Consider the following 25563-nt stretch of genomic DNA (forward strand, 5'->3'; position numbering starts at 1 on the left):
CGCCTGCTTTGGGAGCAGGAGGCCGCAGGTTCGAATCCTGCCACCCCGACTAAAACCTTGTTAATCGTTTGATTATCAAGGTTTTGTTATTTTTGGTCATTCATGGAATTTGATTGGAAGTCCTCTAAAATGAGTTTGATTCGGTGACCTCTTATTAGGATTATTTGTGATCATGGCTAAATGATGTGAACTAGGCAAACATGCTAGTTTATCTGAAGAGGAAGAATTCTACAGAATAACTTATCCAGGGGAAGCTACTAAAATTTGGTAGATGTAATCAAAAAGGGGGGAATCACTTGTAATCATTTCGCAGAATATAAAAAGGGTCAGATTCTAAATTAGTCCAACCCTATTTTTTAAACTTTACCAACTTTTACGAAAGTCGGTGTCAAGAAATTTTTATTTTTGGAAATTGAAGGTTTTTACTTCTTTAAAAATAGGTAATTCCAAAGCTTCCATTTCTGACCGATATTCCGGCCATTCATTTTCAAAAAATTCATTGGTACTCTTTAATGCCTCCTGCAATTCTTCTCTGGCATGTTTAAGCAAAGTCTTTTCGGTAGAAGTCAGGCCATTTTGCCTGCTACTTATATAACCTCTGGCGATACCTATTCTTTCCTGCACCGTATTTTCCCTATTTCTAACGATTCCCTGTCTCTTGTCAAGGGTGCCTAAATATAGCGCAATTAGCTCTTCAATGGTATTTACAATTTCTTTACTTTCTGCAATTTCTTCATTAAACTCTTTTGTTTCTCCCTGCTGTTTTTTTAAATCTGCCTGGAATTTTTCGGCTATATTTTTACTTTCTACCAATTGCTTTACAGCATCTGCCGAAGTTTGAGTCATTTGTTCCAGTTCTTTCAGACTCGTATAAACTTCTTCAATATTTTTAGAAGAAACCTCCAGACGGGGATCAGATTTCACTTCTATCATTTCTTCGGAAGTGTGATCGCCATAGTCTAAAACAAGTCTGTATTTACCTGGTTTCACATCTATACCTGAAGGTTCATTCTTCTCTTCTTTGATCTCTCTGGAGGGTTGCTCTGGACCTTTCTCGTCCAGTCCCCATATTATAGTATGCAAACCAGTGGTATCTGGAGCTTTTCTTTTGAGTGTTCTAATAAGTCGACTTCCATCATAAATCTTTAGCTGAATAGAGTCCCATTTAGTCTCAACAATCTCGGTGGTTGTTGAATCTTTTTCTACAACTGTTTGTCTTCTACCAGATTCGCCTTCACGTTTCTGTTTTGAATTCCTTCGGGATCTTTTCATTTTTTTATCTGACTGCTCCTTTTCTATAGCAGTTGAATCTTTTTTAGCGGGAATTTCAGCAAAATAGGTAATCCTGGCACCAGAATCCCTGTTTTCTCCATGGTAGACCGCATCAGCGCCAAAGCGGCTTCCTGTTGGCTGTTGATAGGCAGTATGATAGGCTGTTGGAGGTTCAAATAATTCTACTTTTTGTTGAAGAAGATTATTACTCCTGGCAATTTCCCGGAAAGGTCTAATATCATCCAGTATCCATGCTGCCCTTCCAAATGTTCCAATAACAAGATCATGTTCCCTTGGATGAATCACAAGGTCTTTTACCGGAACCGTTGGAAAGCCGTTGGTATATTTCTGCCAGTCTTTTCCTGCGTTGAATGAAACATACAGGCCATCATCTGTTCCCAGGAACAAAAGGTTTTTTTCTTCCGGGTCTTCAATAATACTTAAGGTATAACTTTCAGTATCCTCTTCATCTACAATACGGTTCCAGCTTTTACCATAATTAGTAGTTCTGTAAGCATATGGTGTATAATTAAACCTACGGTAGTCGTTGGCAACAAGCAGGGCTTCCCCTTTATTTTTATTGGAAGCCTTTATCTGAACTATCCAGCTGCCTTCAGGTAATCCAGGTAAATTTTCTGAAACATCATTCCAGTCATTTCCCCCATTTCTTGTGTAATGAACTTTACCATCATCGGTTCCTACCCACATCATATCTTTCTCCAGAGGTGAAGGTTCAATGACCAGTATTGTGGTATAATTTTCGGCTCCTGTAGCATCAATGGTTAATCCGCCACTTTCTTCCTGTTTTTGTTTTTCAGGATCGTTTGTAGTAAGATCTGGCGAAATCACTTCCCAGGTAAGGCCTTTGTCGGTACTTTTATGTACAAACTGACTTCCGAAGTAAATCGTATTGTTATCAAAAGGATCAATATTAATAGCAGAATTCCAGTTAAAACGTAATGCCACTTCAGGATCTGGATGAGTTGGTTTTACCGTATAATTATTGCCGGTGATATGATCGTATCTGCTCACATAACCCTGCTGACTCATACTCCAGCCATAGCGGCTATCGTCCCTATCTGGTACTACATCGAAACCGTCTCCAAAAGAGATCTCCTGCCAGTATGAATTTCGAATTCCCTGGGCTTTCCATACATAAGCCGGACCGCGCCAACTTCCGTTGTCCTGCATTCCGCCATATACATTATACGGAAATTCATTATCCACTGCGATATGATAAAATTGGGCAACAGGGAGATTAGCAACAAATCTCCATGTTTTACCGTGGTCACGGGTAATATTTAGTCCCCCATCATTACCGTCCATCATAAAACTTCCATCTTCGGGATGGATCCACCAGGCATGGTGATCGGGATGAATTCCATTGTTTACTCCATAAGCGGGCATTAAACTTTCAAAACTTTTACCTCCATCTTCAGAAACATTTACATACGTAAACACGGAATAAACTCGATTGGAATTTTCTGGATCTACGAAAATATCACTGTAATAGAACGGTCTATTGCCAATTTCATCTTTATCATTGATCATTTTCCAGCTGAAGCCACCGTCTTCAGATTTATACAGAGCATTATTTTTAGATTCTACCAGAGCATAAACAATATTTGAATTGCTTGGTGCAATCGCTAAACCAATTCGGCCTAATTCTCCTTCCGGTAGACCGTCTTTCTCCGTTTTTTCGCTCCAGGTCTCTCCACCGTCATGAGTGATAAACATTCCTGAACCTTCCCCGCCAGATTTAAAGAACCAGGGATCCCTTTTATGTTCCCACATTGCAGCGATAAGTTTATTGGGATTATTAGGATCCATTACCAGGTCTGCAGCACCGGTTAATTTATTTGAATATAAAATTTTCTCCCATGTTTTACCTCCATCGGTAGTTTTATACACACCTCTTTCTTCATGGGCTCCCCAGGGAGATCCTATAGCCGCGGCATAAACAATATCTGGATTTGTTGGGTGAATTATAACTCTATGGATATGGCGTGTTTTTTCTAAACCCATTCTCGTCCAGGAACGACCTCCATCAAGAGATTTAAAAATTCCGTAACCTCCATTAAGGCTATTTCTTGGATTCCCTTCACCGGTTCCTACCCATATTACCGAAGGATTTGACTGCTGAATTGCTACGGCGCCTATAGATGCAGTAACCTGATCGTCGAAAATAGGCTCCCAGCTCACACCTCCACTTGTAGATTTCCATAATCCACCGGAAGCAGTTCCTACATACATAATATTTGGATCTTCTGTAATCACATCAATTGAAGTTACCCGACCACTCATTCCACCGGGGCCAATGTTTCTTGGTGTTTTATTCTTTAAAAGTGAAAGATCTACATCCTGCCCGGCAACTGTAAAAGTGAGCACTAAAAACGACAGGAAAAGTGTAATTTTTTTCATAAAAATAATTTTGATCAATTTTGGAAGCCCTAAAATACAATTTTAGCTTTATTTTATACTATTTGTGTAAATCCGTTTTTTATCCTAAATCCTTCTGTTTCCCTGAATTTATTTAATTCCGTCTAATCTTCGGTTTCAAGGTCTCCATATGACCTGGACTTTTTATTGAAATGAGTTTCTGAAACAAGTCTAGAATCACAGAATTTTTCATTTCTAAATACTGTAACCAATACTATCTCCTATACGGTAACAATAAAAAAGGGAAACCAACATGATCTCCCTTTAAATTAAATTATTTAAATATTTTTTTATCGATAATCCCTATCCCTAAATTCCCGACGGTCATAGAATTCTTCATTAGCTCTGGTGTTTTCTCTTCTGCTAGTGCGGTAATCTTCATCCTCCAGATTTCGATTATCATGAACCCAATTATTATCTTCGTCAACCGTTCTTTCAGGATGAAGATCATTTGAAGTCTCATGATGATGCGAAGCCCGGTTATGATCATCTATAGGTTTACTACGATCATCAGATTTATACCTGAGGTTTTCCTTTTCCATGCGAATTTTTCCTTCTGTATCTTCTACTATGCTGTCATTTTTTGATCTTTCCTCATGATTAGGTCTCACATCTTCATCTCTAAAATTTCTTTCTTCCAGTTCAGAATCTGTATAGGCAGTTTTTGTTCTTCTCAATTCGTTTTCATGATTCAAACGATCTCTCCTTCTATCATAAGAATCTAAAACATGATGTTCGTAATCACGGCTTATATGAGAACCAGACCTGTATCTTTTAGTTTCGGCAAAAGTTTGATAATTAATACTTTCGGTATACACATACTTGTTATCCACATTCAGGTCTATCAAACCTACGGGGATAATAATATGGTTTTCTCCTTCTTTGTTTATAAATTCTTTAACTTCGGAATTAGGTTGTGAAGAATATGGATCATGTTTAGCATCAATTATTGACTGATCTACTTCTACATCTACATAAACCACTTTTCCTCGCTCTTTGTTCACAAGTAGATTATCTACCTTTCCAATTACCCTGTTATCCAGGTCCTTTACGCTCCATCCTCTTATATCGGGATCTTTTCTATCTACTTTATAATCTTTGAGTTCATTCAGATAATATAGATGTTTCTCTTTGGTATTCATAACAGTTTATTTTGGTTAATTACCTCTTCATTTTTATATAATCCTGGTTCCGGATTTATATAAGTTACTTCTTCTAATTCTGTGGTTTCCATATCATCTGTTTCTTCTGTATCCATGCTTCCGTAGAAATAAAGAAATGCGAGGACGCCCAGAATGATAACTAATAATAACCACGGCCAAATAGGTTTCTTTTTCTCTATTCTGATATCTGCCATAATTGAATTATTTATTGGTTGAGTAACTCTAAATTACCAATGAACACTCCTAAATACTTTTAAGTTTAGTCTAAAGTATTGTTAATTAGTCTTTTATTTGGAAATCTGGTACGGGGGGACAAAAAAGCCGAATCTTAAAATTCGGCTTTTTAATATCTGAAATAATATATTGTTGTTAGGTTACCTGAATGTTCCCGAAGGGAAAACAACAAGGCTTTCATGTCCGTTTTTGCCCACAGCTGCAACTCCAAAAAGATAATTATCAATTACGATTCCTTCTAAGGTAAACTCGGTTACATCTCCTACAAATCTGGAATGTTGCCACTGCGGTGAGGTAGTGTCTCTCCAATAGATCTTATATCCTGCAATATCGCCTTCTACAGGTTCCCATCTAAGTCTGGTACTAGGTTCAACAATTCCACCAATTTCAACTTTTTCTGGTGCGGGCGGTGCCCAGGCCAGGCTGGCAAGATTAATGGCATTAACAGCAGTTAGTTTTTTTGCGTAATTAAAGTTCACTCCTTCTACCACGTCTCCATATTCAATACCATTTTCAGTACGAATATCCTGGTGCTGTCTATTATAATTTTCATGAGCTTCCATAATTCTAACACCAGCAAAACCAAGATCATTAAAAGGTCTATGATGGCCTCCCCTTCCAAATCTATCCAAACGATAGATCATCATGGGGTTCATCTCTGGCATATAAGTTTCTACATTCTTATGGATGTACCTGGCGAGTTGCCGGGAAATTCCATCAACCTCACCGCCGTAAAATCTACGCATTCTTCTTTGCTGTTCAGTTTCAGTAGGAGGTACCGGTTCAGAGAAGATCCTAAAACTTCTATTGTCTATAACACCATCTACTCCTTCAATGTTCCCAATCATATCATTATTAAGAATCCCTATGATGTCCCAATTGTTCTTTTTGGCATATTCGGCCAGACCTTTTCCACCAAATAGTCCCTGCTCTTCCCCGGAAAGGCCTACATAAATAATACTGCTTTCAAAATCATATTTTGATAATACCCGTGCTGCCTCCATGGTGCCCGCCATTCCGCTTGCGTTATCATTAGCTCCCGGTGCATCTGTAGTAAAATCCATGGTATTACTGGCTCGAGAATCTATGTCACCACTCATGATCACATAGCGATTGGGATATTTCGTACCTTTTTGTATGGCTACCACATTCACCACCCAGGCTTCTTTAGGAATACGCTCTCCATCCTCAGGAGTTACATGATCCTTCTGGTAAATTACCTCCAGGCAATCGTTACAATTAGCAGAAATGTTATCAAATTCAGATTTTATCCATCTTCTCGCAGCACCAATACCACGGGTTTCGGAAACTGTATCACTGAATGTGTTTCGGGTACCAAAACCTGCTAGTTTTCTTATATCATGTTCCAGACTGTCTGCTGAAACATTCTCTATAATTTCATATAAACGCTGGTCGGTATCTTGAGAATTAGCAGGCTGATATAAGAATCCTACCGCCGCCAGGAATAAAATTTTAATGGGGTTTAGTTTTTTCATATGTTTATTTAATTAGCGCCCTAAAATACAGAAGTTTCAGAGATATTAAAAAAAAATAAAGCCCCGGGAAATTCCGAGGCTTTATAATAATCAAGTTTTTCTATAAATTAACTAGCTACTTCGTGCATTTCTGCTTTCGCCTGGTTAAGCTTTTCTTTAGACTTAGATCCTGATAAATTTGCTTTTGTTTTGGCTTTTAAAGCTTCCATCTTATGATTTACCGAATCGGTAAAGTCATTAATACTTCTATTTGCTTCCTTAAGGTAATTATCTCCCTTATCTGAAATAGCTTTACGTGTGTCTTTTCCTTTTTTAGGTGCATATAAAAGTCCAACCACAGCTCCTGCCACAGCTCCGGATACTAGTCCTAATAACAATTTTCCTGATTTCATAGAATTTGGTTTTAAATTGGTTTTCTTTAAATTCATGATGTAAAATTAAGCAGAAAATGATAGGAAGCCATCTAGATCGAGTTAATGTATATGTAAACTTTTATTAGAATTCCCAAATTATTTAACAGTAAATATCTGCTACATATTTTTTTTGAAATCTTCCAATAGGTCACGCACCTTGGGAGTGCCTTCCACATAATATCTCGCACTGGTTTTCTTGATTCCTACTTTTACCGTATAAGATGATTCCGGCAGGTCCTGAAACATATATTCATCTGTCCAGTCATCCCCAATGGCAAAGACGAAATCGTAATCCTTTCCAACCAGTTTTTTGGAAGACGCCTTTCCTTTGTTTACACCACTACTTTTTATTTCAAGTACTTTATTTCCTTCCAAAACGCTTAAACCACGATTGGAGATTAGTTCTTTTAGCACATTACTTAATTCATTCGCTCTAATTTCACCCAGTTCAGGATCTGCCTTTCTGTAATGCCAGGCCAGGGAATAGTTTTTTTCCTCAATAAAAGTACCCGGTGTACGGTCTACAAAGTTTTCTATCACCGGTCTTACCGCATCCATCCATTCACTTTTCACATTTTCTGAAAGTTCCCATTCACCATCTATCTGTCTCATCCATACCCCATGTTCAGAAATTAGCTCTACGGGAATATCTTGCCACCAGGTTCCAAGTGTATTTTTATCACGCCCGCTTATTAAGATTACATCTGTATTTTCGGCAGCATTCAGAGATCTTATCAGTTCTTTTAGTTCTGCGTCAGGTTTAGCATTTTCAGGTTTATCTACGAAATTCACAAGCGTACCATCATAATCGATAAATAAGATTCTTTTTTTTGCGTTTTTGAACTGATTCATGATCTCATTAGAAATAGCAGGTGTTATCCTTATAGCTTTAAAGGCATCCCGGTTTTCCTTTGTTTTTCTTAGAGATTTCATAAAATCTTCAGCCCATTTCTCCACACTATATCTCCGTAATCTTTTCTGAAGCATTTTATTTCTCTCTACCTGCTCTTCTTTAGGCATTTCAAAAGCCGTTTTTAAAGCTTCCGATATTTGTTCAAAATTATTTGGATTAATGATAAGCGCTTCGTTCATTTCGTGCGCAGCACCTGCCATTTCACTTAAAATAAGTACTCCTGTTTTATTTGTTCTTGTTGCTATATATTCCTTGGCAACCAGGTTCATTCCATCTCGAATAGGGGTTAATAAAGCAATATCACAAGTGGTATAAAGATCTATGAGATTTTCAAAAGGCATGGACCTATAAAAATACCAGATGGGGGTCCAGCTAACCGTAGAAAACTTACCATTTATCCTGCCCACAAGCTCATCTACTTCTTTTTTCAATCTTCTGTATTGGGGAACATTCGACCGGGATGGAACCGCTAACATGACCAGCCTCACTTTTTCTATAAATTCAGGATTTTTATCGAGAAAATATTCATAAGCTCTTATTCGGTGGGCAATTCCCTTGGTATAATCCAGCCTATCTATACTTAGAATCAATTTGGCATCTGGAGTTGCTTCAAGGTGATGATCTAATCTTTTTTGAAGTTCAGACTGTTCTGCTGAAGTACTTTCAAAGTGATCTAATGCCGCCTGTTCAAACTTCTTGTAATCAATTCCCATGGGAAAGGAATCTACTTTTACGATTCTGTCTGGCAACGTAATTTCATTGAAATCTACCTGATGTCTTAAAATCCTACTTACTGAACTTAAAAAATGGCGTTCATAATCATAGGTGTGAAATCCTATGAGATCTGCTCCTAATACTCCTTTAAGTACTTCATCTCTCCAGGGTAAAGTTCTAAACACCTCATAAGATGGAAACGGGATATGATTGAAAAACCCAATGATCGCTTCCGGAGCTTTCTCCCTGATCATATTGGGAACGAGCAATAATTGATAATCATGTACCCAAATAATATCACCATCTTCATAATGCTTCAGAATTTCATCGGCATACCTCTGATTTACCTGCTTATAATAGGTCCAGTACTCATCATCAGATTCGGTATATTCCATAAAATAATGAAATAAAGGCCAAATAGTTCTATTGCTGAAGCCGTAATAAAATCCATCAATTTCATCTGAAGTAAGATGTACCGCCACACAATTCTCTTCTTTTGCTTTTTTCTGAACTTCCTCTACAAGATGCTCTGGGATCTCCTCCCGGGTAAGCCCGGGCCAGCCAATCCAGACACTATCGCCGTCCTTATGGAATGATTTCAAGCCTGTTGCGAGCCCACCAACGCTTGGAGTTACCTCCAAATCGTCATTTTCTATTGAAATTTGCAGGGGTAATCGGTTAGAAATAATGATGGTTTTGCTCATAATAAATTGTAAATGGCGTTGTGACGAATTTGTTTTTTATTAAATTTCCGAAAATCATTTTACACAGCCATTGATTTATAAGATTTTTAAGATATATGGATAACCTCGATTACGGAATAATAAGCAATTGTAAAAGTGCAGCCCTAATTTCAAAGACCGGATCTCTGGATTGGTGTTGTCTCCCGAATTTTGATTCCGCAGGTGTTTTTGCAAAAATACTTGACGAAAAAAAAGGGGGAAGTTTTGAAATTGTAGTAGAGGAGGATTATAAAATTGAGCAGGAATACCTGTGGGAAACCAATATTTTAAGTACTGTTTTCGATAACGGAACTGATTCTTTTCAGTTGATAGATTTCATGCCAAGATACCAGCGCGAGGATGGTTCTTATTATGCTCCGCCAGATATCATTCGGTTTTTCAGATTAACAGGAGGCAAACCAAAATTCAGGATCATTTATGACCCAAAATTGGAATTTGGAAGGGAAAAAACGCACAGCGAGAATAAAGGAGATTATATAAAAAGCTTTACGCGCCAAGGCAAATATGACTCTCTGTATTTTTATTCCAGTCTTAATCTCAAGGATATTCATCAGCAAAATGAAATAACTTTAGAAAGTAATGCTTACTGTCTTGTAGGTTATCATGAAAAGCTCGTTGAACAAAGTTTAGACAGGTCTTATCTCAAATTTCAGCGTACCAAGGTGTACTGGATGAACTGGAGTGACAAAACGACCCGCTACACTCATTACGGAAATGAAATAATGCGTAGTGCATTGGTTTTAAAAGCCCTGAGCTATAAAAAATCAGGCGCAGTGCTCGCGGCGGTTACCACCTCACTTCCGGAAACGATAGGAGAGGAGCGAAACTGGGATTATCGCTTTTGCTGGATACGCGATGCTTCCATGGTAATTAAAGTTATGGCGGGTCTGGGACATGTTAAATCTGCAAAGGATTTTCTTCGGTTTATCATCAATATCATTCCTAATAAAGATGAGAAGATCCAGATCATGTATGGTATTAATGGGGAAAAGGAGCTTACCGAACATATTCTGAATCATTTAGATGGTTATAAAGGATCAAAACCTGTAAGAACAGGAAATGCGGCCTATATCCAGAAGCAAAATGATATCTACGGAATTTTAATGGAGGTTATTTATCAGCAATTTTTAATGTTTGAAACTTCCCTGGAAAATTCAGAAGCACTCTGGACGGTGGTTAGGGGAATAGTGATGATTGTTGAAGAAAACTGGCGGAAACCAGATAAAGGAATTTGGGAACTTAGAACTGAAGATCGACACTTTGTATTCTCAAAACTACTTTGTTGGGTGGCGGTTGATAGAGCCATAAAAATAGGTGAGGTGCTTAGAATGGGTATAAATGATACCAAATGGAAAGCACTGAGGGAAGAAATTTACCAGGACATCTATGAGAATGGTTGGAATGAGGAGAAACAGGCGTACACTCAGTTTTACGGATCTTCAGATCTGGATGCGTCCACTTTATTAATGCAATCGTATGGATTTATAGAGGCTGATGATCCAAGATTTATTAGTACGGTTCAGGCTACGGAAAAAGAACTTTGCGAGGATGGATTAATGTACAGGTACAGGAACACCGATGATTTTGGAAAACCTACTTCATCCTTCACTATTTGCACATTCTGGTTGATTGACAGTCTTTATAAAATTGGAGAGAAAAAGAAAGCAAAAAAAATGTTCGATCGGCTTTTATCTTACAGTAACCATCTGGGCTTGTTTAGTGAGGATATCGACTTTGAAACCAAACGTTTGCTGGGTAATTTTCCCCAGGCATATTCTCATTTGGCTTTAATAGAAACGGCAGCTAATTTTAGTAAGGGGATTGCCACCGAAGGAATGATATTTCAGGATTAAAGATCCATTTCATTCTTTTTAATGCTTATCCTGGTTTTAGGTAAATGTTCCGGATATTTATCCTGAATGAATGCTAATAGTTTTTCCCTTAAATATACCCGGAGGTCCCAGGCTGTAGGAGAATCTTTAGCACTTACCAGTACCCTTAATTCTACAGTTTTTTCTGAAGCATTGGTCACTTGTAGCACATTCACATTCCCGTCCCAGAGATTTGTATTATTTAATAACCTGGTTTGTTCTTCCCGTATAACTTCAACAGGAAGACCATAATCGGTATAAATAAATACCGTTCCCAAAATATCAGCTGAGGTTCTGGTCCAGTTTTGGAAGGTCTTTTCAATGAAATAAGTAGTAGGAACTACCAGTCTTCTTTTATCCCAAATTCTAACTACTACATAAGTAAGGTTAATTTCTTCAATCCATCCCCATTCGCCCTCAACAATTACTACATCATCCAGGCGAATTGGTTGGGTAATAGCTATTTGTATTCCGGCCAGAAGTGTTCCAATAGCTTTTTGAGCGGCCAAGCCAATTATGATGCCCGCGATCCCTGCAGAAGTTAATAGGCTTACCCCAACAGATCTAATACTTTCAAAACTCATAAGTGCTATACCTACAGATAATGTTACGATTATGAAAATGATAATATTTTCCAGGATAGTATATTGTGTATATACTTTCCGGGCTTTCAGGTTGTTGGTGCTAGTTACATCATACTTTCTTAACATTCTCTTTTTAAATACCTTAAAGAAAATAATGAGGAACCACGCCATACCAAGTATTATGGTAATTGTACTTATATGACCTACAATTAACCTGGTAGCTTCAAATCTAAAAATATCACTTATCACGGCTATCTTGGCGATAAGGGAAGCTAAAAAGATCAAAAGTGGTACTCTTAGCTTTTCAGCAAAATCTACTGGTAGAATATTCCGCGGATTTTTACCTATTCTCTTTAAAATATAAAAAGTAATACCAAAACTCAGTATTAAAGTAAGGGTTCCGATAATAAGATAAGTAAGTCCGCTTTTTTCCAGATTTAACATGCTAAAGACTTTAGAGAAAGCTAATTTAAAATTTTAATTTTTTATTGAGAAAGCGTTCTCCAAATTAACCTAAAAGGTAATAGTGTTAAGCAAGCAAAAACGTTTCCTTCTTACAAGCCATGGTCAGGTGATAAATGCCACTGGGCAAGTTGATTTTAATTTTTGCAAAACAAAAAAGCCACCAATCAAGGTGGCTTTCTTCAGTTTAAAAGAATGTTCCTTTAGAAACAATACTTATTTTCAGAAGTCAGTTTTTCAGCGACTGTATTTCTTAATTCAACAACATTCGGCATATTGGTATATTTAGTGAACCTTTTAAGACCCATCAACATCATACGTTGTTCGTCACCTTCAGCAAAAGAACCAATTCCTTCTTTAGCTTTACTATTAATAATATCTACAGCATGGTACAAATATAATTTGGCCATGGCGATCTGTTCTTTTTGAGCATCTACTCCTAATTTCTTAGCATTTTTCTCTGCTCTTAAAATTCCAGATTCTGCCATATAGATCTCGATAAGGATATCAGAAGCTGCTAAAAGTAATTGCTGATGCTCTTCCAGTTGAGGTCCAAATTTCTGAACCGCGCTTCCGGCTACCATCAAAAACACTTTTTTTAATTTCGCAACCATTTCTTTTTCTTCAGCAAATAATTCAGAATAATCAGGTTTATCCATGGAGGGAATTCCGGTTAATTCATCTGCCACTTTAGTTGCAGGTCCTAGAAGATCTACGTGACCTTTCATAGCTTTCTTTACCAGCATTCCCACAGATAACATTCTGTTGATCTCGTTGGTGCCTTCGTAAATACGCGCAATTCTGGCATCTCTCCATGCAGATTCCATTGGGGTATCTGCAGAGAATCCCATTCCGCCATACACCTGTATACCTTCATCGCTACAATTCTGAACATCTTCAGAACACGCTACCTTAAGAATGGAACATTCTATGGCATATTCTTCCACACCTTTCAATTCAGCTTCTGAATGTGAGGCTCCTTCTTCTAGCCGGATGTTAATTCTGTCTTCAATATTCTTGGCTGCACGGTAAGATGCTGCTTCGCCAACATAGGCTGAAGTAGCCATTTCTGCTAACTTAGACTTGATCGCCCCAAACTTAGCGATAGGAGTATCAAACTGAACCCTGTCATTGGCATATTTCACGGAAAGATCTGTGACTCTTCTTTGAGCATCCAGAGAAGCCGCGGCTAATTTAATTCGACCAACGTTTAGAGCATTCATTGCGATCTTGAAGCCATTTCCACGTTCTGAAAGCATATTTTCAACAGGAACTTTTGTTTCATTGAAAAATACCTGGCGGGTAGAAGAGGAGTGGATCCCTAACTTCTTTTCTTCTTCACCAAAACTGATTCCATTTTCCTTATCATTTTCAACGATAAATCCGGTGATATTCTTATCATCTTCAATTCTTGCGAATACAATAAAAACGTCGGCAAATCCGGCATTGGAAATCCACATTTTCTGTCCGCTAATACTATAATGTTTTCCATCCTCAGAAAGGACTGCTTTAGTTTTTCCCGAATTCGCATCAGATCCGGCTCCAGGTTCAGTTAGACAGTAGGCTCCAAACCACTCACCGGTTGCAAGTTTCGGAACATATTTTTTCTTCTGCTCCTCAGTTCCATATAGCGTAATAGGCATCGTACCAATTCCAGTGTGTGCACCAAAAGCAGTGGCAATAGAACCGGTAGCTCCCGAGATATAGTCACAAACGAGCATCGTGGAAACGAATCCCATTCCGAGTCCGTCATATTCCTCTGGCACAGCAACTCCTAAGAAACCGAGTTCTCCGGCTTTACGCATAATTTCCTCAGTTAAAGCGTAATTTTTCTTTTCGAACTCCTCTTTATTCGGCCAAATTTCGCGTTCCACAAATTCCTTAACAGAATCGCGCATCATTTTTTGTTCCTCATTGAAATCTTCTGGTGTGAAAACATCTTCGCTTTTAGTCTCTTTTACCAGGAATTGACCACCTCTTAAAATATCCTTTTTTGCTGTATCTGTACTCATCTTTTTTAGTATTTAGTAGTGAGAAATTAGTATTTAGAATCTCACTTAATGTTATTCTACTTATTTAAAGTTAACGAGTATCTCATTACTAAGATCTCAATACTCAATTCTAATTCAGGAATTCAAAAACTCCCGCAGCGCCCTGTCCTGTACCTACGCACATGGTTACCATACAGTGCTTGTTCTTTAATTCACGCTTACGCATTTCATCAAAAATCTGCACTGAAAGTTTTGCTCCCGTACAACCAAGTGGGTGTCCCATAGAGATAGCACCACCGTTAGGATTAACTTTGTCCTTATCAAGGCCTAGCTCTCTAATCACTGCTAATGACTGAGAAGCGAAAGCTTCATTCAATTCAATTAATTCCATATCATCCTGCTTAAGTCCGGCTTGTTTTAAAGCTTTCGGAATTGCATGAACCGGTCCTATCCCCATAATTCTTGGTTCCACACCAACGGCGGCATAACTAACCATTCTGGCAATAGGTTCCAGATTTAGCTCTTTCACCATTTCTTCACTCATAACCATCACGAAAGCAGCGCCATCACTCATCTGAGAGGAATTACCAGCAGTAACGCTACCGCCTTCAGCAAATACGGGTCTAAGTTTATTAAGAACTTCAACAGAAGTATCTTTTCTTGGACCTTCATCTTTATTTACCGTGTAAGATCTTGTTTGTTTTTTACCATTATCATCTACATAAGTTTCATCAATGTTGATTGGAACGATCTGATCCTGGAAACGATCTTCCGCCTGGGCTTTTATTGCTTTTTGATGTGAAGCGTATGCAAACTCATCCTGATCTTCACGAGAAACTTTGTACTTGTTAGCAACCGCTTCGGCAGTTAATCCCATTCCCCAGTAATAATCTTCATTGCCTTCCTTGGCAACTTTATAATCAGGGACCGGTTTATAACCACCCATGGGGATATAGCTCATGCTTTCTGCACCCCCAGCTATTACACAATCGGCCATTCCACTTTGGATCTTAGCCGTTGCTATCGAAATTGTTTCCAGTCCTGAAGCACAATACCTGTTCACGGTCATACCAGGAACGTCTTCGATCTTTAATCCCATTAAGGAGATCAATCTACCCACGTTTAGTCCCTGCTCAGCTTCTGGCATCGCATTTCCAACCATCACGTCATCAATACGTGTTTTATCGAAATCTGGTAACTTATCCATCATGTATTGAATCGTTTCAGCTGCCAGTTCATCTGGTCTTTTGAAGCGAAATACACCTCTTGGAGCTTTTCCTACTGCGGTTCTATATGCTTTTACTATATATGCTGTTTTGTTCATAGTTCTATTTTTTATTATGAAAATGTGATGCAAGAAACTCGATCTTAGATTCTAGACATTTCAGTTCAGTTTGTCCATAAAGGAACCTATCATTTTCTGAATTTGTAATATTCTATTTTCAAGATTAATAAATTCTTCTTCTAAAAGATAATTCTCATTCCTGGCTACAATTAATTGGGTTTCCCATTCGAAAGCCGAACCCAGGCTATTCTCAAGGAATTTTTTAAAGTGCCTATTTGTACTTTTACTTGATCCTTCTGCGATATTTGAAGGAATAGAAACGGCGCATCTATTCATTTGAGAAATAAGATTAAATTTTTCAATTTCCGGAAAACTTCTGGTAAGTTTATAACTAGCACTTACCAAATTGATGCTCTCCTCCCAGATTTTCATTTTTTTAAAATTGTGCCGTCCCATGTCCAGTTTCTATAAATCCAGTCTCTAGACTCTAATTTCTAAGCGGTTTCCCCTTCTTCAACATATGCTGAAGACGTTCCAGGGTTTTTCTTTCTCCTGTTAGCGATAAGAAGGCTTCTCTTTCCAGTTCTAATAAATACTGCTCACTAACCAGCTGATTTTCTGAAAGATCTCCACCGGCCATTACATAAGCCAGTTTGTTCGCAATTTTCTTGTCGTGTTCACTAATATATTTTCCTGCAGCCATCTGGTCGGTTCCCACAAGGAATGCACCCAATGCCTGTTTACCCAGAACTTTAATATCCTTACGCTCGATAGGTTTGGTATATCCATTCTCGGCCATTAACAAAGCATGTTTCTTAGCAATTGCCAATTGCCTGTCTGGATTTACCACTACTATATCTTTTCCTTTCTGAAGTAGGTTCAGGTCAAAAGCTTCATGAGCCGAAGTTGAAACCTTCGCCATACCAATAGTAAGGAAATGTTCTCTTAGGCGGTTTAGCTCTACATCATCTTTCTGAAAGGTATCTGCGGCTCTAACTGTCATTTCTTTGGTTCCACCGCCACCTGGGATCACACCAACCCCAAATTCTACTAATCCGATGTAGGTTTCAGCTGCTGCAACAACCTTATCTGCATGTAGTGACATTTCGCATCCACCACCCAATGTCATCGCATGAGGAGCGGCAACTGTTGGAATAGCCGAGTAGCGCATTCTCATCATAGTGTCCTGGAAGTATTTGATCGCCATATTTAGCTCCTCATATTCCTGTTCTACAGCCATCATAAAGATCATCCCGATATTGGCACCAACTGAGAAGTTCTTACCATCGTTGGCTACAACCAGTCCCTGGTAATCTTTTTCAGCCATATCAATAGCCTTATTAATTCCGTCCAGAACATCACCGCCAATAGAATTCATTTTACTTCTGAATTCAACATTGAGGATGCCGTCGCCAAGATCCTCAACTACAACGCCGCTGTTCTTGAAGACTTCCCTAGATTCCCTAATATTGTCCAGAATGATAAAGGCATCCTGACCAGGAACCTTAGTCTGTTTTTTATCGTCTATATTATAGTAATAGGTGTTTCCTTCTTTAACGGTATAGAAACTGTCGCTTCCGCTTTCAAGCATTTCATTCACCCAGGCCGCAGGTTCGTATCCCTGCTCTTTCATCATTTCAATACCTTTTTCCACACCAATAGCATCCCAGATCTGGAAAGGGCCATGTTCCCATCCAAATCCGGCTTTCATGGCATCATCTATCTTGTAAAGCTCATCTGAAATTTCCGGAATACGATTCGATACATAGGCGAAAAGCGCAGAGAAAGTCTTTCTGTAAAATTCACCCGCTTTATCTTTTCCTTTAACCAGAACTTCAAATCTGTCGGCAACATTATCTATAGATTTTGTTTGTTCTAAAGTCGCGAAAGAAGCTTTCTTTTGATCGCGATATTCCATAGTATCCAGATCAAGGGATTTTATCTCACTTGAACCATCTTCATTTTTGATCTTTTTATAGAAACCCTGTCCGGTCTTACTTCCGTGCCACTTATTTTCCATCATGGTACCAATGAAATCTGGCAGGGCGAAAAGATCATGCTGCTCATCTTTTGGCACATTTTCGTGTAGACCATTGGCAACGTGAACCAAAGTATCAAGGCCCACAACATCAACTGTTCTAAAGGTGGCTGACTTCTGCCGCCCAATTACGGGTCCGGTGAGTTTGTCTACTTCTTCAATGGTCATTCCCATATCCTTCACCATATGGAAAAGACTCATAATTGAGAAAATACCGATCCTGTTTCCAATGAAAGCAGGGGTGTCTTTCGCAAGAACAGACTTTTTACCAAGGAATTTCTCTCCATACATCTCAAGAAATTCAAGAACATCTTCAGAAGTTTCCTTCCCAGGAATGATCTCAAATAACCTTAAATATCTTGGAGGATTAAAGAAGTGAGTTCCGCAGAAATGCTTTTTAAAATCATCGCTACGACCATCGGTCATAAAATTGATTGGAATCCCTGATGTATTGGTAGTAATTAAAGTTCCCGGTTTTCTATGTTTTTCAAGGTTTTCAAAAACCTGTTTTTTAATATCAAGACGTTCTACAACAACTTCAATGATCCAGTCTGCCTCAGAAACTTTGGAAATATCATCTTCAAGATTTCCTGTTTCGATCCTGTTTACAAAGTCTTTATGATAAATAGGAGAGGGCTTGGATTTAACCGATTCCTGAAGTGAATCGTTCACGATCCTGTTACGAACAACTTTATCGTCCAGGCTTAGTCCTTTTTTCTTTTCCTTTTCATTCAGCTCGCGGGGAACAATGTCCAGAAGTAACACTTCCACGCCAATATTGGCAAAATGACAAGCGATACCGCTACCCATAATTCCGGATCCGATCACTGCAACCTTATTAATCCTTCTTTTCATTTCTTGGTTTTTATTGTTTTATCTGATACTAATCTTTTCAGTATATATTTTCTTTTCACTAATGAGCTCCATTATGGTATTGGCCACCTCTATAAAGGTTTTTAAATCTTTTTCTGAAACATTTTCTTTAACTGCCTCATCGAACCTTAGAACCACCCTTTTAGAGTAATCCCTCATTTCTTTACCGAATTCGGTTAAATGGATTAAGACGCTTCGGCCATCACTCGGATTTTTCCTTCTTATGATGAGTCCTTTTTCTTCCATAGTCTTAAGAATCCTTGAAAGACTGGTGGCCTCCATCCCCATTTTAGGGCCAAGGGATGTAGATGGGGTGCCATCTTCAGGATCAATACTTAAAAGTGCAAAGCCTGTAGCCATCGTGCTGCCTGCTTTTCCAGCTTCCTCATTATACATTTTGGAAACTGCCATCCAGGTGGCACGCAATACATAATCTATCGTTTTTTCTTTCATCTGGATTTTTGAATGAATCCAAAGTTAGGAAAAAATATTATGCATGCATAATAAAATTAGTTTAAAAATATTAATATCCTGAATAAAGGTTATTAATATTCTTAAAACAAAAAAACTCCTCTGGTTGGGAGGAGTTTTTTTTATCATTTTCTTAATGCTTTTTTAAAAGCGACCATATAATTTTTCGTAAGGCTCTTTATATTTTTCCCTGATGATGCGTCTTTTCAATTTCATGGTAGGAGTAAGGTGCTCGTCTTCCACGGTCCAGGCTTCCGGAGTAAGTTCAAAAGTTTTTACTCGTTCCCATTTTCCGAATTTCTGATTATAGAAATCAACCTCTTCCTGAATACGATCTATAACTAACCTGTTTCCTGAAATATCTGCAGGAGTGCCTTCCCCAAGATCTATGTTTTTTCTTTGAGCCCAATCTGCAATAAATTCAAAATTTGGCTGAATCAAAGCGGCGGGCATTTTTTCTCCATCACCAACCACCATGATCTGTTCTATAAATCGCGATTGCTTCATGGTGTTTTCGATCAGCTGAGGAGCTACATATTTCCCCCCTGAAGTCTTGAACATTTCTTTTTTCCTATCTGTTATTTTCAGGAAACCTTCTTTATCGAGTTCCCCAATATCACCGGTATGGAAGAAACCATTTTCTATAACTTCATTTGTTTTTTCTTCATCCTTGTAATATCCTTTCATAATATTAGGTCCTTTTGCAAGGATCTCACCATCATCAGCAATTTTAACTTCTACATTATCTAATACTTTACCAACGGTCCCAATTTTAAAACCACCGTTACGCTCATCGTTTACCGCTATAACGGGAGAAGTTTCTGTAAGTCCGTAACCTTCCATAACGGGAATTTCTGCCGAAGCAAATACACGTGCCAGCCTCGGTTGCAAGGCTGCACTACCGGATACAATAAGTTCTATGTTTCCACCTAAACCTTCTTTCCATTTGGAGAAGATCAATTTCCTGGCAAGTTTCAGTTTCGTTTCATACCACCAGCCGTTTGCGCCGTAGGGTTCGTATTCCAATCCTAATTCTACTGCCCAGTAGAATAATTTTTGTTTGATTCCCCCAAGAGCAGTTCCTTTCGCAATAATCTTATCATATACTTTTTCAAGCAGTCTCGGCACCGCTGTAATTACATGCGGTTTTACCTCTTTAAGGTTATCACTAATCTTATCTATAGATTCAGCAAAATAGATAGAAACCGAATAATACTGATATAGATAAAGTATCATCCTCTCAAAAATATGGCAAACCGGAAGGAAACTTAAAGCTACATAGGTCCCTGTTTCAAAAGGAACTCTTGGTGCACTACCCAAAACATTACTCACAATATTGGCATGGGTAAGCATTACTCCTTTAGGTCTTCCGGTGGTCCCCGAGGTATAAATTAACGTGGCAAGATCATCGGTTTTAACTGCTTTTTTTAATTTTTCGACTTCATCCTGATTTTCTTTATCTTCACCTGAATTAAGAATTTCTTTCCAGTTCTGGCAGCCGGTAATTTCATCAAAACTATATATTCCTTTAAGCTCGGTAGTGCCTTTTATAGAATTGACTTTTTCCAGAACTTCTTTATCTGAAACAAAACAATAAGTTGCACCACTATGATTTAGGATATACTCATAATCATCTTCAGATATGGTTGGATAGATTGGCACATTTTGCGCACCTATTTGAAGGATGCCAATGTCTATTATATTCCACTCCGATCGGTTGTTAGTTGAAATTACCGCAATCTTTTCGTTAGGTTTAACCCCAAGCCTCAAAAGGCCACGGCTAATTTTATTTGCCTGATCTATATATTGCTGGGTCGAGATGGTTTTCCATTTTCCATCATATTTTGTTGCCAGAGCCTCTTCCAACGGATGATTTTCAAGTTGATAGTAGGGGAAGTCAAAGAGACGTTTTATTTCATTCATGGAGAGGAAGAATTTTAGATATACCTTGCAAAATAGTAATTTAAATAGCTCATTCAAATCAAAATTGATAAAAAAAATACATATTGATTAAGTATATGCTAATTGCAATATGCAAAATTTGGCATCGAATCATATCGTAATAAAAACTTAATATCCTCAGGATCAAGTTAAAATACTTTTTTAAACCTTCATAATTGCTCGTCTTGGGAAGAGATTATTTTCTAAGTTAGAGCAGAAAAAAAAATATTATAAAAATTAAAATTACTACTTAAAGTGGTACTTGCAGTTATAAGCGACGGCCCCAGAGTAACGGCCACTGAAAAAAGCAATGAAGATCTTTCTAAATCTGAAACCTTTACTTATTTGCCTAATTCAAATGCTGAAGTGGACTGAAAAAATTATAACCATAAGAATATTAATGCTTTAGTAGTAGAAAAGCTAAGAAGCTAGATGATGAAGGAAGGATATACCTTGGATCGCGATAATCCAGATTTTTTAGTATTGATTAGTACTAAAGTAGATTCTGAAATTGATCCAGAAACATAGTTGGCTATGATACCAATACCTATTCTTACAAGGAAGAAACACTAATTATTAATCTGGTAGACCTAAAAACAAAGGAAACTTTTTCAACAGACGTAGAGATTAGTAAAAGCTAGATAATATTTTAGGGAATATCCTTTAAAAATAAAATCTTAAAAAAAGAGGTCGTCTAAAAAGGCGAGAAAACGTCATCCTGAATTTATTTCAGGATCTTAACTAATTGAAAAATCAATATCAGTTAGAAGCTGAATCAAGTTCAGCTTGACGTAATAAGGACTTTTTAGACGACCTTTTTTAATTTCTGAGATCAATCTGCTGAAATCGAATAAAAGCTATTCTTTATTTTCCAACCATTTTCTGGCATTTACAAAAGCTTCCAGCCAGGGAGATATTTCATCTTTTCTTCCTTTTGGATAGTTTGCCCAGTTCCATTGGAAAGTAGAACGCTCCAGGTGAGGCATCATCACAAGATGTCTTCCGGTATCATCGGTTAGAACAGCAGTATTATAATGGGATCCGTTGGGATTAGCAGGATATCCTTCATAAGCATATTTACCCACGATATTATATTTTTCCTCTTCATATGGGAAGCTGAATTTTCCTTCCCCATGTGCTGCCCAGATACCCAAGGTACTTCCAGCAAGACTAGAAAGCATCACAGAATTGTTCTCCTGAATTTCTACGGAAGTAAAGTTACATTCAAATTTATGGGATTCGTTATGTAACATCTTCGGTTTTTGCTCATGCTCAGGGTTAATAAGACCTAATTCAATAAATAATTGACAGCCATTACAAACTCCGAGAGACAGCGTATCTTCTTTGGCAAAGAAATTATCAAGGGCATTTTTCGCTTTTTCATTGTAAAGGAAAGCTCCGGCCCAGCCTTTAGCGCTTCCAAGGACATCAGAATTTGAGAATCCACCCACTGTGGCAATGAATCGTATATCTTCAAGGTTTTCTCGACCTGAAATAAGATCGGTCATATGAACGTCTTTTACGTTAAAACCCGCCAGGTACATCGCTCTGGCCATTTCCCTTTCAGAATTTGATCCTTTTTCCCGAATAATTGCGGCCTTAATTCTAGGTTTGCCGGAATCCAATTCAGGAAGTTTTCCTGTAAAATGTTCCGGGAACTTAAATTCTAAAGGCTGTTCTTTATAATTATGGAAACGTTCGGTAGCTTTATCAATTCCGCTTTGTTGTTCGTCCAGTAAGAAAGAAGTTTTATACCAGGTATCCCTTAATTCAGGAATATTGAAACTCAAATCAACTCCTGAATTCTTAATTCTTAACTCATTTCCTTCAGTTACTTTTCCAATTTTGAAAAACTCTATATTTTTATTCTTTAAAAATTCTTCTACGGAATTGTTTTTCGATTGAAAAACAATTCCGCAGTTTTCATTAAAGAGAAGTTTGATGATGTCTTTCTCGTTTAAAGCTGAAAGATCCAGATTTGCTCCAAGGTTTACATCGGCAAAACACATTTCCAACAATGTAGTGATTAAACCTCCTGAAGCTATATCATGACCGGCAAGAATAAGATCTTTTTTGATCAGCTCCTGGATCGCATCAAAAGTTTTAGCAAATTTTTTATCATTTTGTATAGTTGGAACTTCATTTCCCACTTTATTCAGGATTTGGGCAAATGAAGAGCCACCGAGTTTAAATTTATCCTGCGAGAGGTTGATGTAATAAATATCTCCACCCTCTTTTTGAAGTACTGGTTCCACAACCTTTGTGATATCGTCACAATGCCCCGCTGCAGAAATAATTACAGTTCCGGGAGAAAGAACTTCGCGATCCTTATATTTTTGCTTCATAGAAAGGGAGTCCTTTCCCGTAGGAACATTAATTCCAAGATTGATGGCAAAATTTGAAACTGCTTCAACGGCATCATAAAGTCTGGCATCTTCACCTTCATTATTACAGGGCCACATCCAGTTTGCGGAAAGCGAAATTGATTTGAGTCCTTTTTCCAGTGGCGCCCAAACAATATTTGAAAGTGATTCAGCGATCGAATTTTTGGAACCTGCCACAGGATCTACAAGGGCTGAAATAGGGGAGTGACCAATAGAAGTTGCCACCCCTTCTTTTCCTTTATAATCCAGTGCCATCACTCCGCAGTTGTTTAATGGAAGTTGTATTGGCCCGGCAGTTTGCTGTTTGGCGACTCTTCCAGACACACACCGGTCTGCTTTGTTTGTAAGCCAGTCTTTACAGGCTACAGCTTCTAGTTGTAGCACCTGATTGAGGTATTCATGAACTTTAGAAGTTTGGTAAACAACCTCCTCATAATTTCTTTGAATAGTCTTATCTGTCATGATCGTTTTTGGAGAACTTCCGAACATATCTGAAAGTTCGAGATCCATAGGTTTTTGACCCGATTTCTCTCCTTCAAATGTGAATCTGTGATCTCCGGTGACATCCCCAACTTCATAAATTGGCGAGCGTTCCCTATCTGCAACTCTTTTTAGCTTTGCGATCTCAGCTTCTCCAATTATCAGTCCCATTCTTTCCTGTGATTCATTACCAATGATCTCTTTTGCTGAAAGTGTAGGATCTCCGATAGGAAGTGAATCTAGATCTATTTTTCCACCTTTCTCTTCGACAAGTTCGCTCAGACAGTTTAAATGTCCGCCGGCGCCATGATCATGAATGGAAACTATGGGATTTTCATCGCTTTCTACCATTCCACGAACGGCATTTGCAGCTCGTTTCTGCATTTCAGGATTTGAACGCTGAATAGCATTCAATTCGATCCCGCTGCTGAATTCTCCTGTGTCTGCTGAAGATACCGCGGCACCACCCATTCCAATCCGGTAATTTTCACCGCCAAGCACAACAATTTTATCGCCTTTATTTGGAACATCTTTTAGCGCCTGTTCTTTTTTACCATAACCTATACCACCGGCAAGCATGATCACTTTATCGTAGCCTAAAGAACGCTCATGTTCAGAATGTTCAAAGGTTAGAACAGACCCTGAAATTAAGGGTTGTCCAAATTTATTTCCAAAATCTGAGGCTCCATTGGAAGCTTTAATCAGGATATCCATGGGAGTTTGGTAAAGCCAATCCCTTTCTTTCATCCCGTTTTCCCATTTTCTATCTTTATCCAATCGGGAATAAGAGGTCATGTAAACGGCAGTTCCTGCAAGTGGAAGAGAACCTTTTCCGCCGGCAAGCCTATCTCTAATTTCACCACCACTTCCGGTGGCAGCTCCGTTAAAAGGTTCAACCGTAGTTGGAAAATTATGAGTTTCAGCTTTTAATGAAATAACTGAATCAAAATCCTTTACCTGGTAATATTCGGGAACATCTGCAGCCTTAGGCGCAAATTGTTCTACTCTTGGGCCTTTTACAAAAGCAACGTTATCTTTATAAGCCGAAACAATATCATTAGGATTTTCTTCCGAAGTTTTTCTAATCATTTTAAAGAGAGAAGAGGATTTCTCCTCTCCATCAATGACAAAAGTTCCGTTGAAGATCTTGTGGCGGCAATGTTCAGAATTCACCTGGGAAAATCCGAAAACTTCAGAATCGGTTAGTTTTCTTCCAATTTTATCTGCTAAACCCTGTAAATAAGCTACTTCTTCAATATTTAACGCCAATCCTTCCTGCTGGTTGAAAGCTGCAATATCTTCCACCTCAATAATCGGAGCGGGATTAATATGAATATCAAAAATATCCTGATCTAAGCTCTCATATTTTTGAGAAAGCATAGGATCGAAATCGGTAAAATTTTTATCAACTCTTAAGAATTCTTCAATTCTAATCAAGCCATGAATCCCCATATTCTGAGTAATTTCAACGGCATTGGTACTCCAGGGAGTGATCATGGCGGCACGGGGACCAACAAAAAAATCTGCAAGTGCAGATTTATGTATTTGTTGCGTATTTCCGAAAAGCCAGTTGAGTTTAGAAATTTCCTGGGCTGAAAGTTGTGAGTGTGTTTCCACAGCAAAAACCTTGGTAGTTTGGTTTCCGAAGAAAAGGATCATTTGGGTTGTGTTTGTGTTGTTTTTGAAGGCACAAATTTATGATTTTTTATCGGGTAGATTAAATATTTTAAGAAAGTTAAGGCTATTAATTTTTGAAAATAGAAGTATCTTAAGTTCATCAATCAAAACAACCATTA

At 38.1% G+C, this 25563-nt stretch carries 15 protein-coding genes; 1 reads left to right on the top strand and 14 read right to left on the bottom strand.

The genetic code is table 11. The annotated features are described in order from the left end of the window. Window positions 1-399 precede the first annotated feature (399 nt). The 6 genes from Q1K34_RS15465 to Q1K34_RS15490 form a co-directional block, all read right to left on the bottom strand. A complete protein-coding gene (locus tag Q1K34_RS15465; RefSeq protein ID WP_300440861.1) occupies window positions 400-3693 on the bottom strand; it encodes a hypothetical protein in 3294 nt (1097 codons plus the stop codon). A gap of 308 nt (window positions 3694-4001) precedes the next feature. Beyond that, the gene (locus Q1K34_RS15470; protein WP_300440863.1) at window positions 4002-4853 is read right to left on the bottom strand and encodes a PRC-barrel domain-containing protein; all 852 of its coding nucleotides are present in this window, start codon (window positions 4851-4853) and stop codon (window positions 4002-4004) included. Beyond that, complete coding sequence (locus Q1K34_RS15475) at window positions 4850-5068, bottom strand: hypothetical protein (protein ID WP_300440866.1); 219 nt, start codon at window positions 5066-5068, stop codon at window positions 4850-4852. The genes Q1K34_RS15470 and Q1K34_RS15475 overlap by 4 nt, the downstream gene beginning before the upstream one ends. 180 nt (window positions 5069-5248) lie before the next feature. Further along, on the bottom strand, window positions 5249-6604 hold the full coding sequence (locus Q1K34_RS15480; protein WP_300440869.1) for a M28 family metallopeptidase: 1356 nt from the start codon (window positions 6602-6604) through the stop codon (window positions 5249-5251). Window positions 6605-6711: 107 nt separating this feature from the next. Continuing rightward, window positions 6712-7032, bottom strand: coding sequence for a YtxH domain-containing protein (locus Q1K34_RS15485; protein ID WP_300440872.1), 321 nt, complete (start codon window positions 7030-7032; stop codon window positions 6712-6714). 102 nt (window positions 7033-7134) lie between these two features. Next, window positions 7135-9348, bottom strand: a complete 2214-nt coding sequence (locus Q1K34_RS15490; RefSeq protein ID WP_300440874.1) for a bifunctional alpha,alpha-trehalose-phosphate synthase (UDP-forming)/trehalose-phosphatase — start codon at window positions 9346-9348, stop codon at window positions 7135-7137. A 95-nt stretch (window positions 9349-9443) separates the two neighbouring features. On the opposite strand from Q1K34_RS15490, the gene Q1K34_RS15495 reads away from it, so the two are divergent. Further along, entirely contained in the window at window positions 9444-11240 is a 1797-nt protein-coding gene (locus tag Q1K34_RS15495; protein WP_300440876.1) for a glycoside hydrolase family 15 protein, read from the top strand. Here Q1K34_RS15495 and Q1K34_RS15500 read toward each other — a convergent pair. The 8 genes from Q1K34_RS15500 to purL all read right to left on the bottom strand — a co-directional run bounded on the left by Q1K34_RS15500 (window position 11237) and on the right by purL (window position 25426). Next, a complete protein-coding gene (locus Q1K34_RS15500; RefSeq protein WP_300440879.1) occupies window positions 11237-12286 on the bottom strand; it encodes a mechanosensitive ion channel domain-containing protein in 1050 nt (349 codons plus the stop codon). The genes Q1K34_RS15495 and Q1K34_RS15500 overlap by 4 nt on opposite strands. Window positions 12287-12507: 221 nt before the next feature. After that, window positions 12508-14316, bottom strand: a complete 1809-nt coding sequence (locus tag Q1K34_RS15505) for an acyl-CoA dehydrogenase family protein (protein ID WP_300440882.1) — start codon at window positions 14314-14316, stop codon at window positions 12508-12510. 109 nt (window positions 14317-14425) lie between these two features. Further along, on the bottom strand, window positions 14426-15619 hold the full coding sequence (locus Q1K34_RS15510; RefSeq protein WP_300440885.1) for an acetyl-CoA C-acyltransferase: 1194 nt from the start codon (window positions 15617-15619) through the stop codon (window positions 14426-14428). Between the two features lie 60 nt (window positions 15620-15679). Further along, window positions 15680-16012, bottom strand: a complete 333-nt coding sequence (locus tag Q1K34_RS15515; RefSeq protein ID WP_300440888.1) for a four helix bundle protein — start codon at window positions 16010-16012, stop codon at window positions 15680-15682. Window positions 16013-16067: 55 nt separating this feature from the next. Beyond that, complete coding sequence (locus Q1K34_RS15520; RefSeq protein ID WP_300440891.1) at window positions 16068-18473, bottom strand: 3-hydroxyacyl-CoA dehydrogenase/enoyl-CoA hydratase family protein; 2406 nt, start codon at window positions 18471-18473, stop codon at window positions 16068-16070. An 18-nt stretch (window positions 18474-18491) separates the two neighbouring features. Beyond that, entirely contained in the window at window positions 18492-18944 is a 453-nt protein-coding gene (locus Q1K34_RS15525; RefSeq protein WP_300440894.1) for a MarR family transcriptional regulator, read from the bottom strand. A 162-nt stretch (window positions 18945-19106) separates the two neighbouring features. Beyond that, window positions 19107-20885 (bottom strand): long-chain fatty acid--CoA ligase, encoded by a 1779-nt coding sequence (locus tag Q1K34_RS15530; protein WP_300440896.1) that lies wholly within the window; start codon window positions 20883-20885, stop codon window positions 19107-19109. Between the two features lie 875 nt (window positions 20886-21760). Further along, window positions 21761-25426, bottom strand: a complete 3666-nt coding sequence (gene purL, locus Q1K34_RS15535) for a phosphoribosylformylglycinamidine synthase (protein ID WP_300440899.1) — start codon at window positions 25424-25426, stop codon at window positions 21761-21763. Window positions 25427-25563: the final 137 nt, after the last annotated feature.

Source organism: Christiangramia sp. (genome assembly GCF_029937855.1).
Lineage (GTDB): Bacteria > Bacteroidota > Bacteroidia > Flavobacteriales > Flavobacteriaceae > Christiangramia.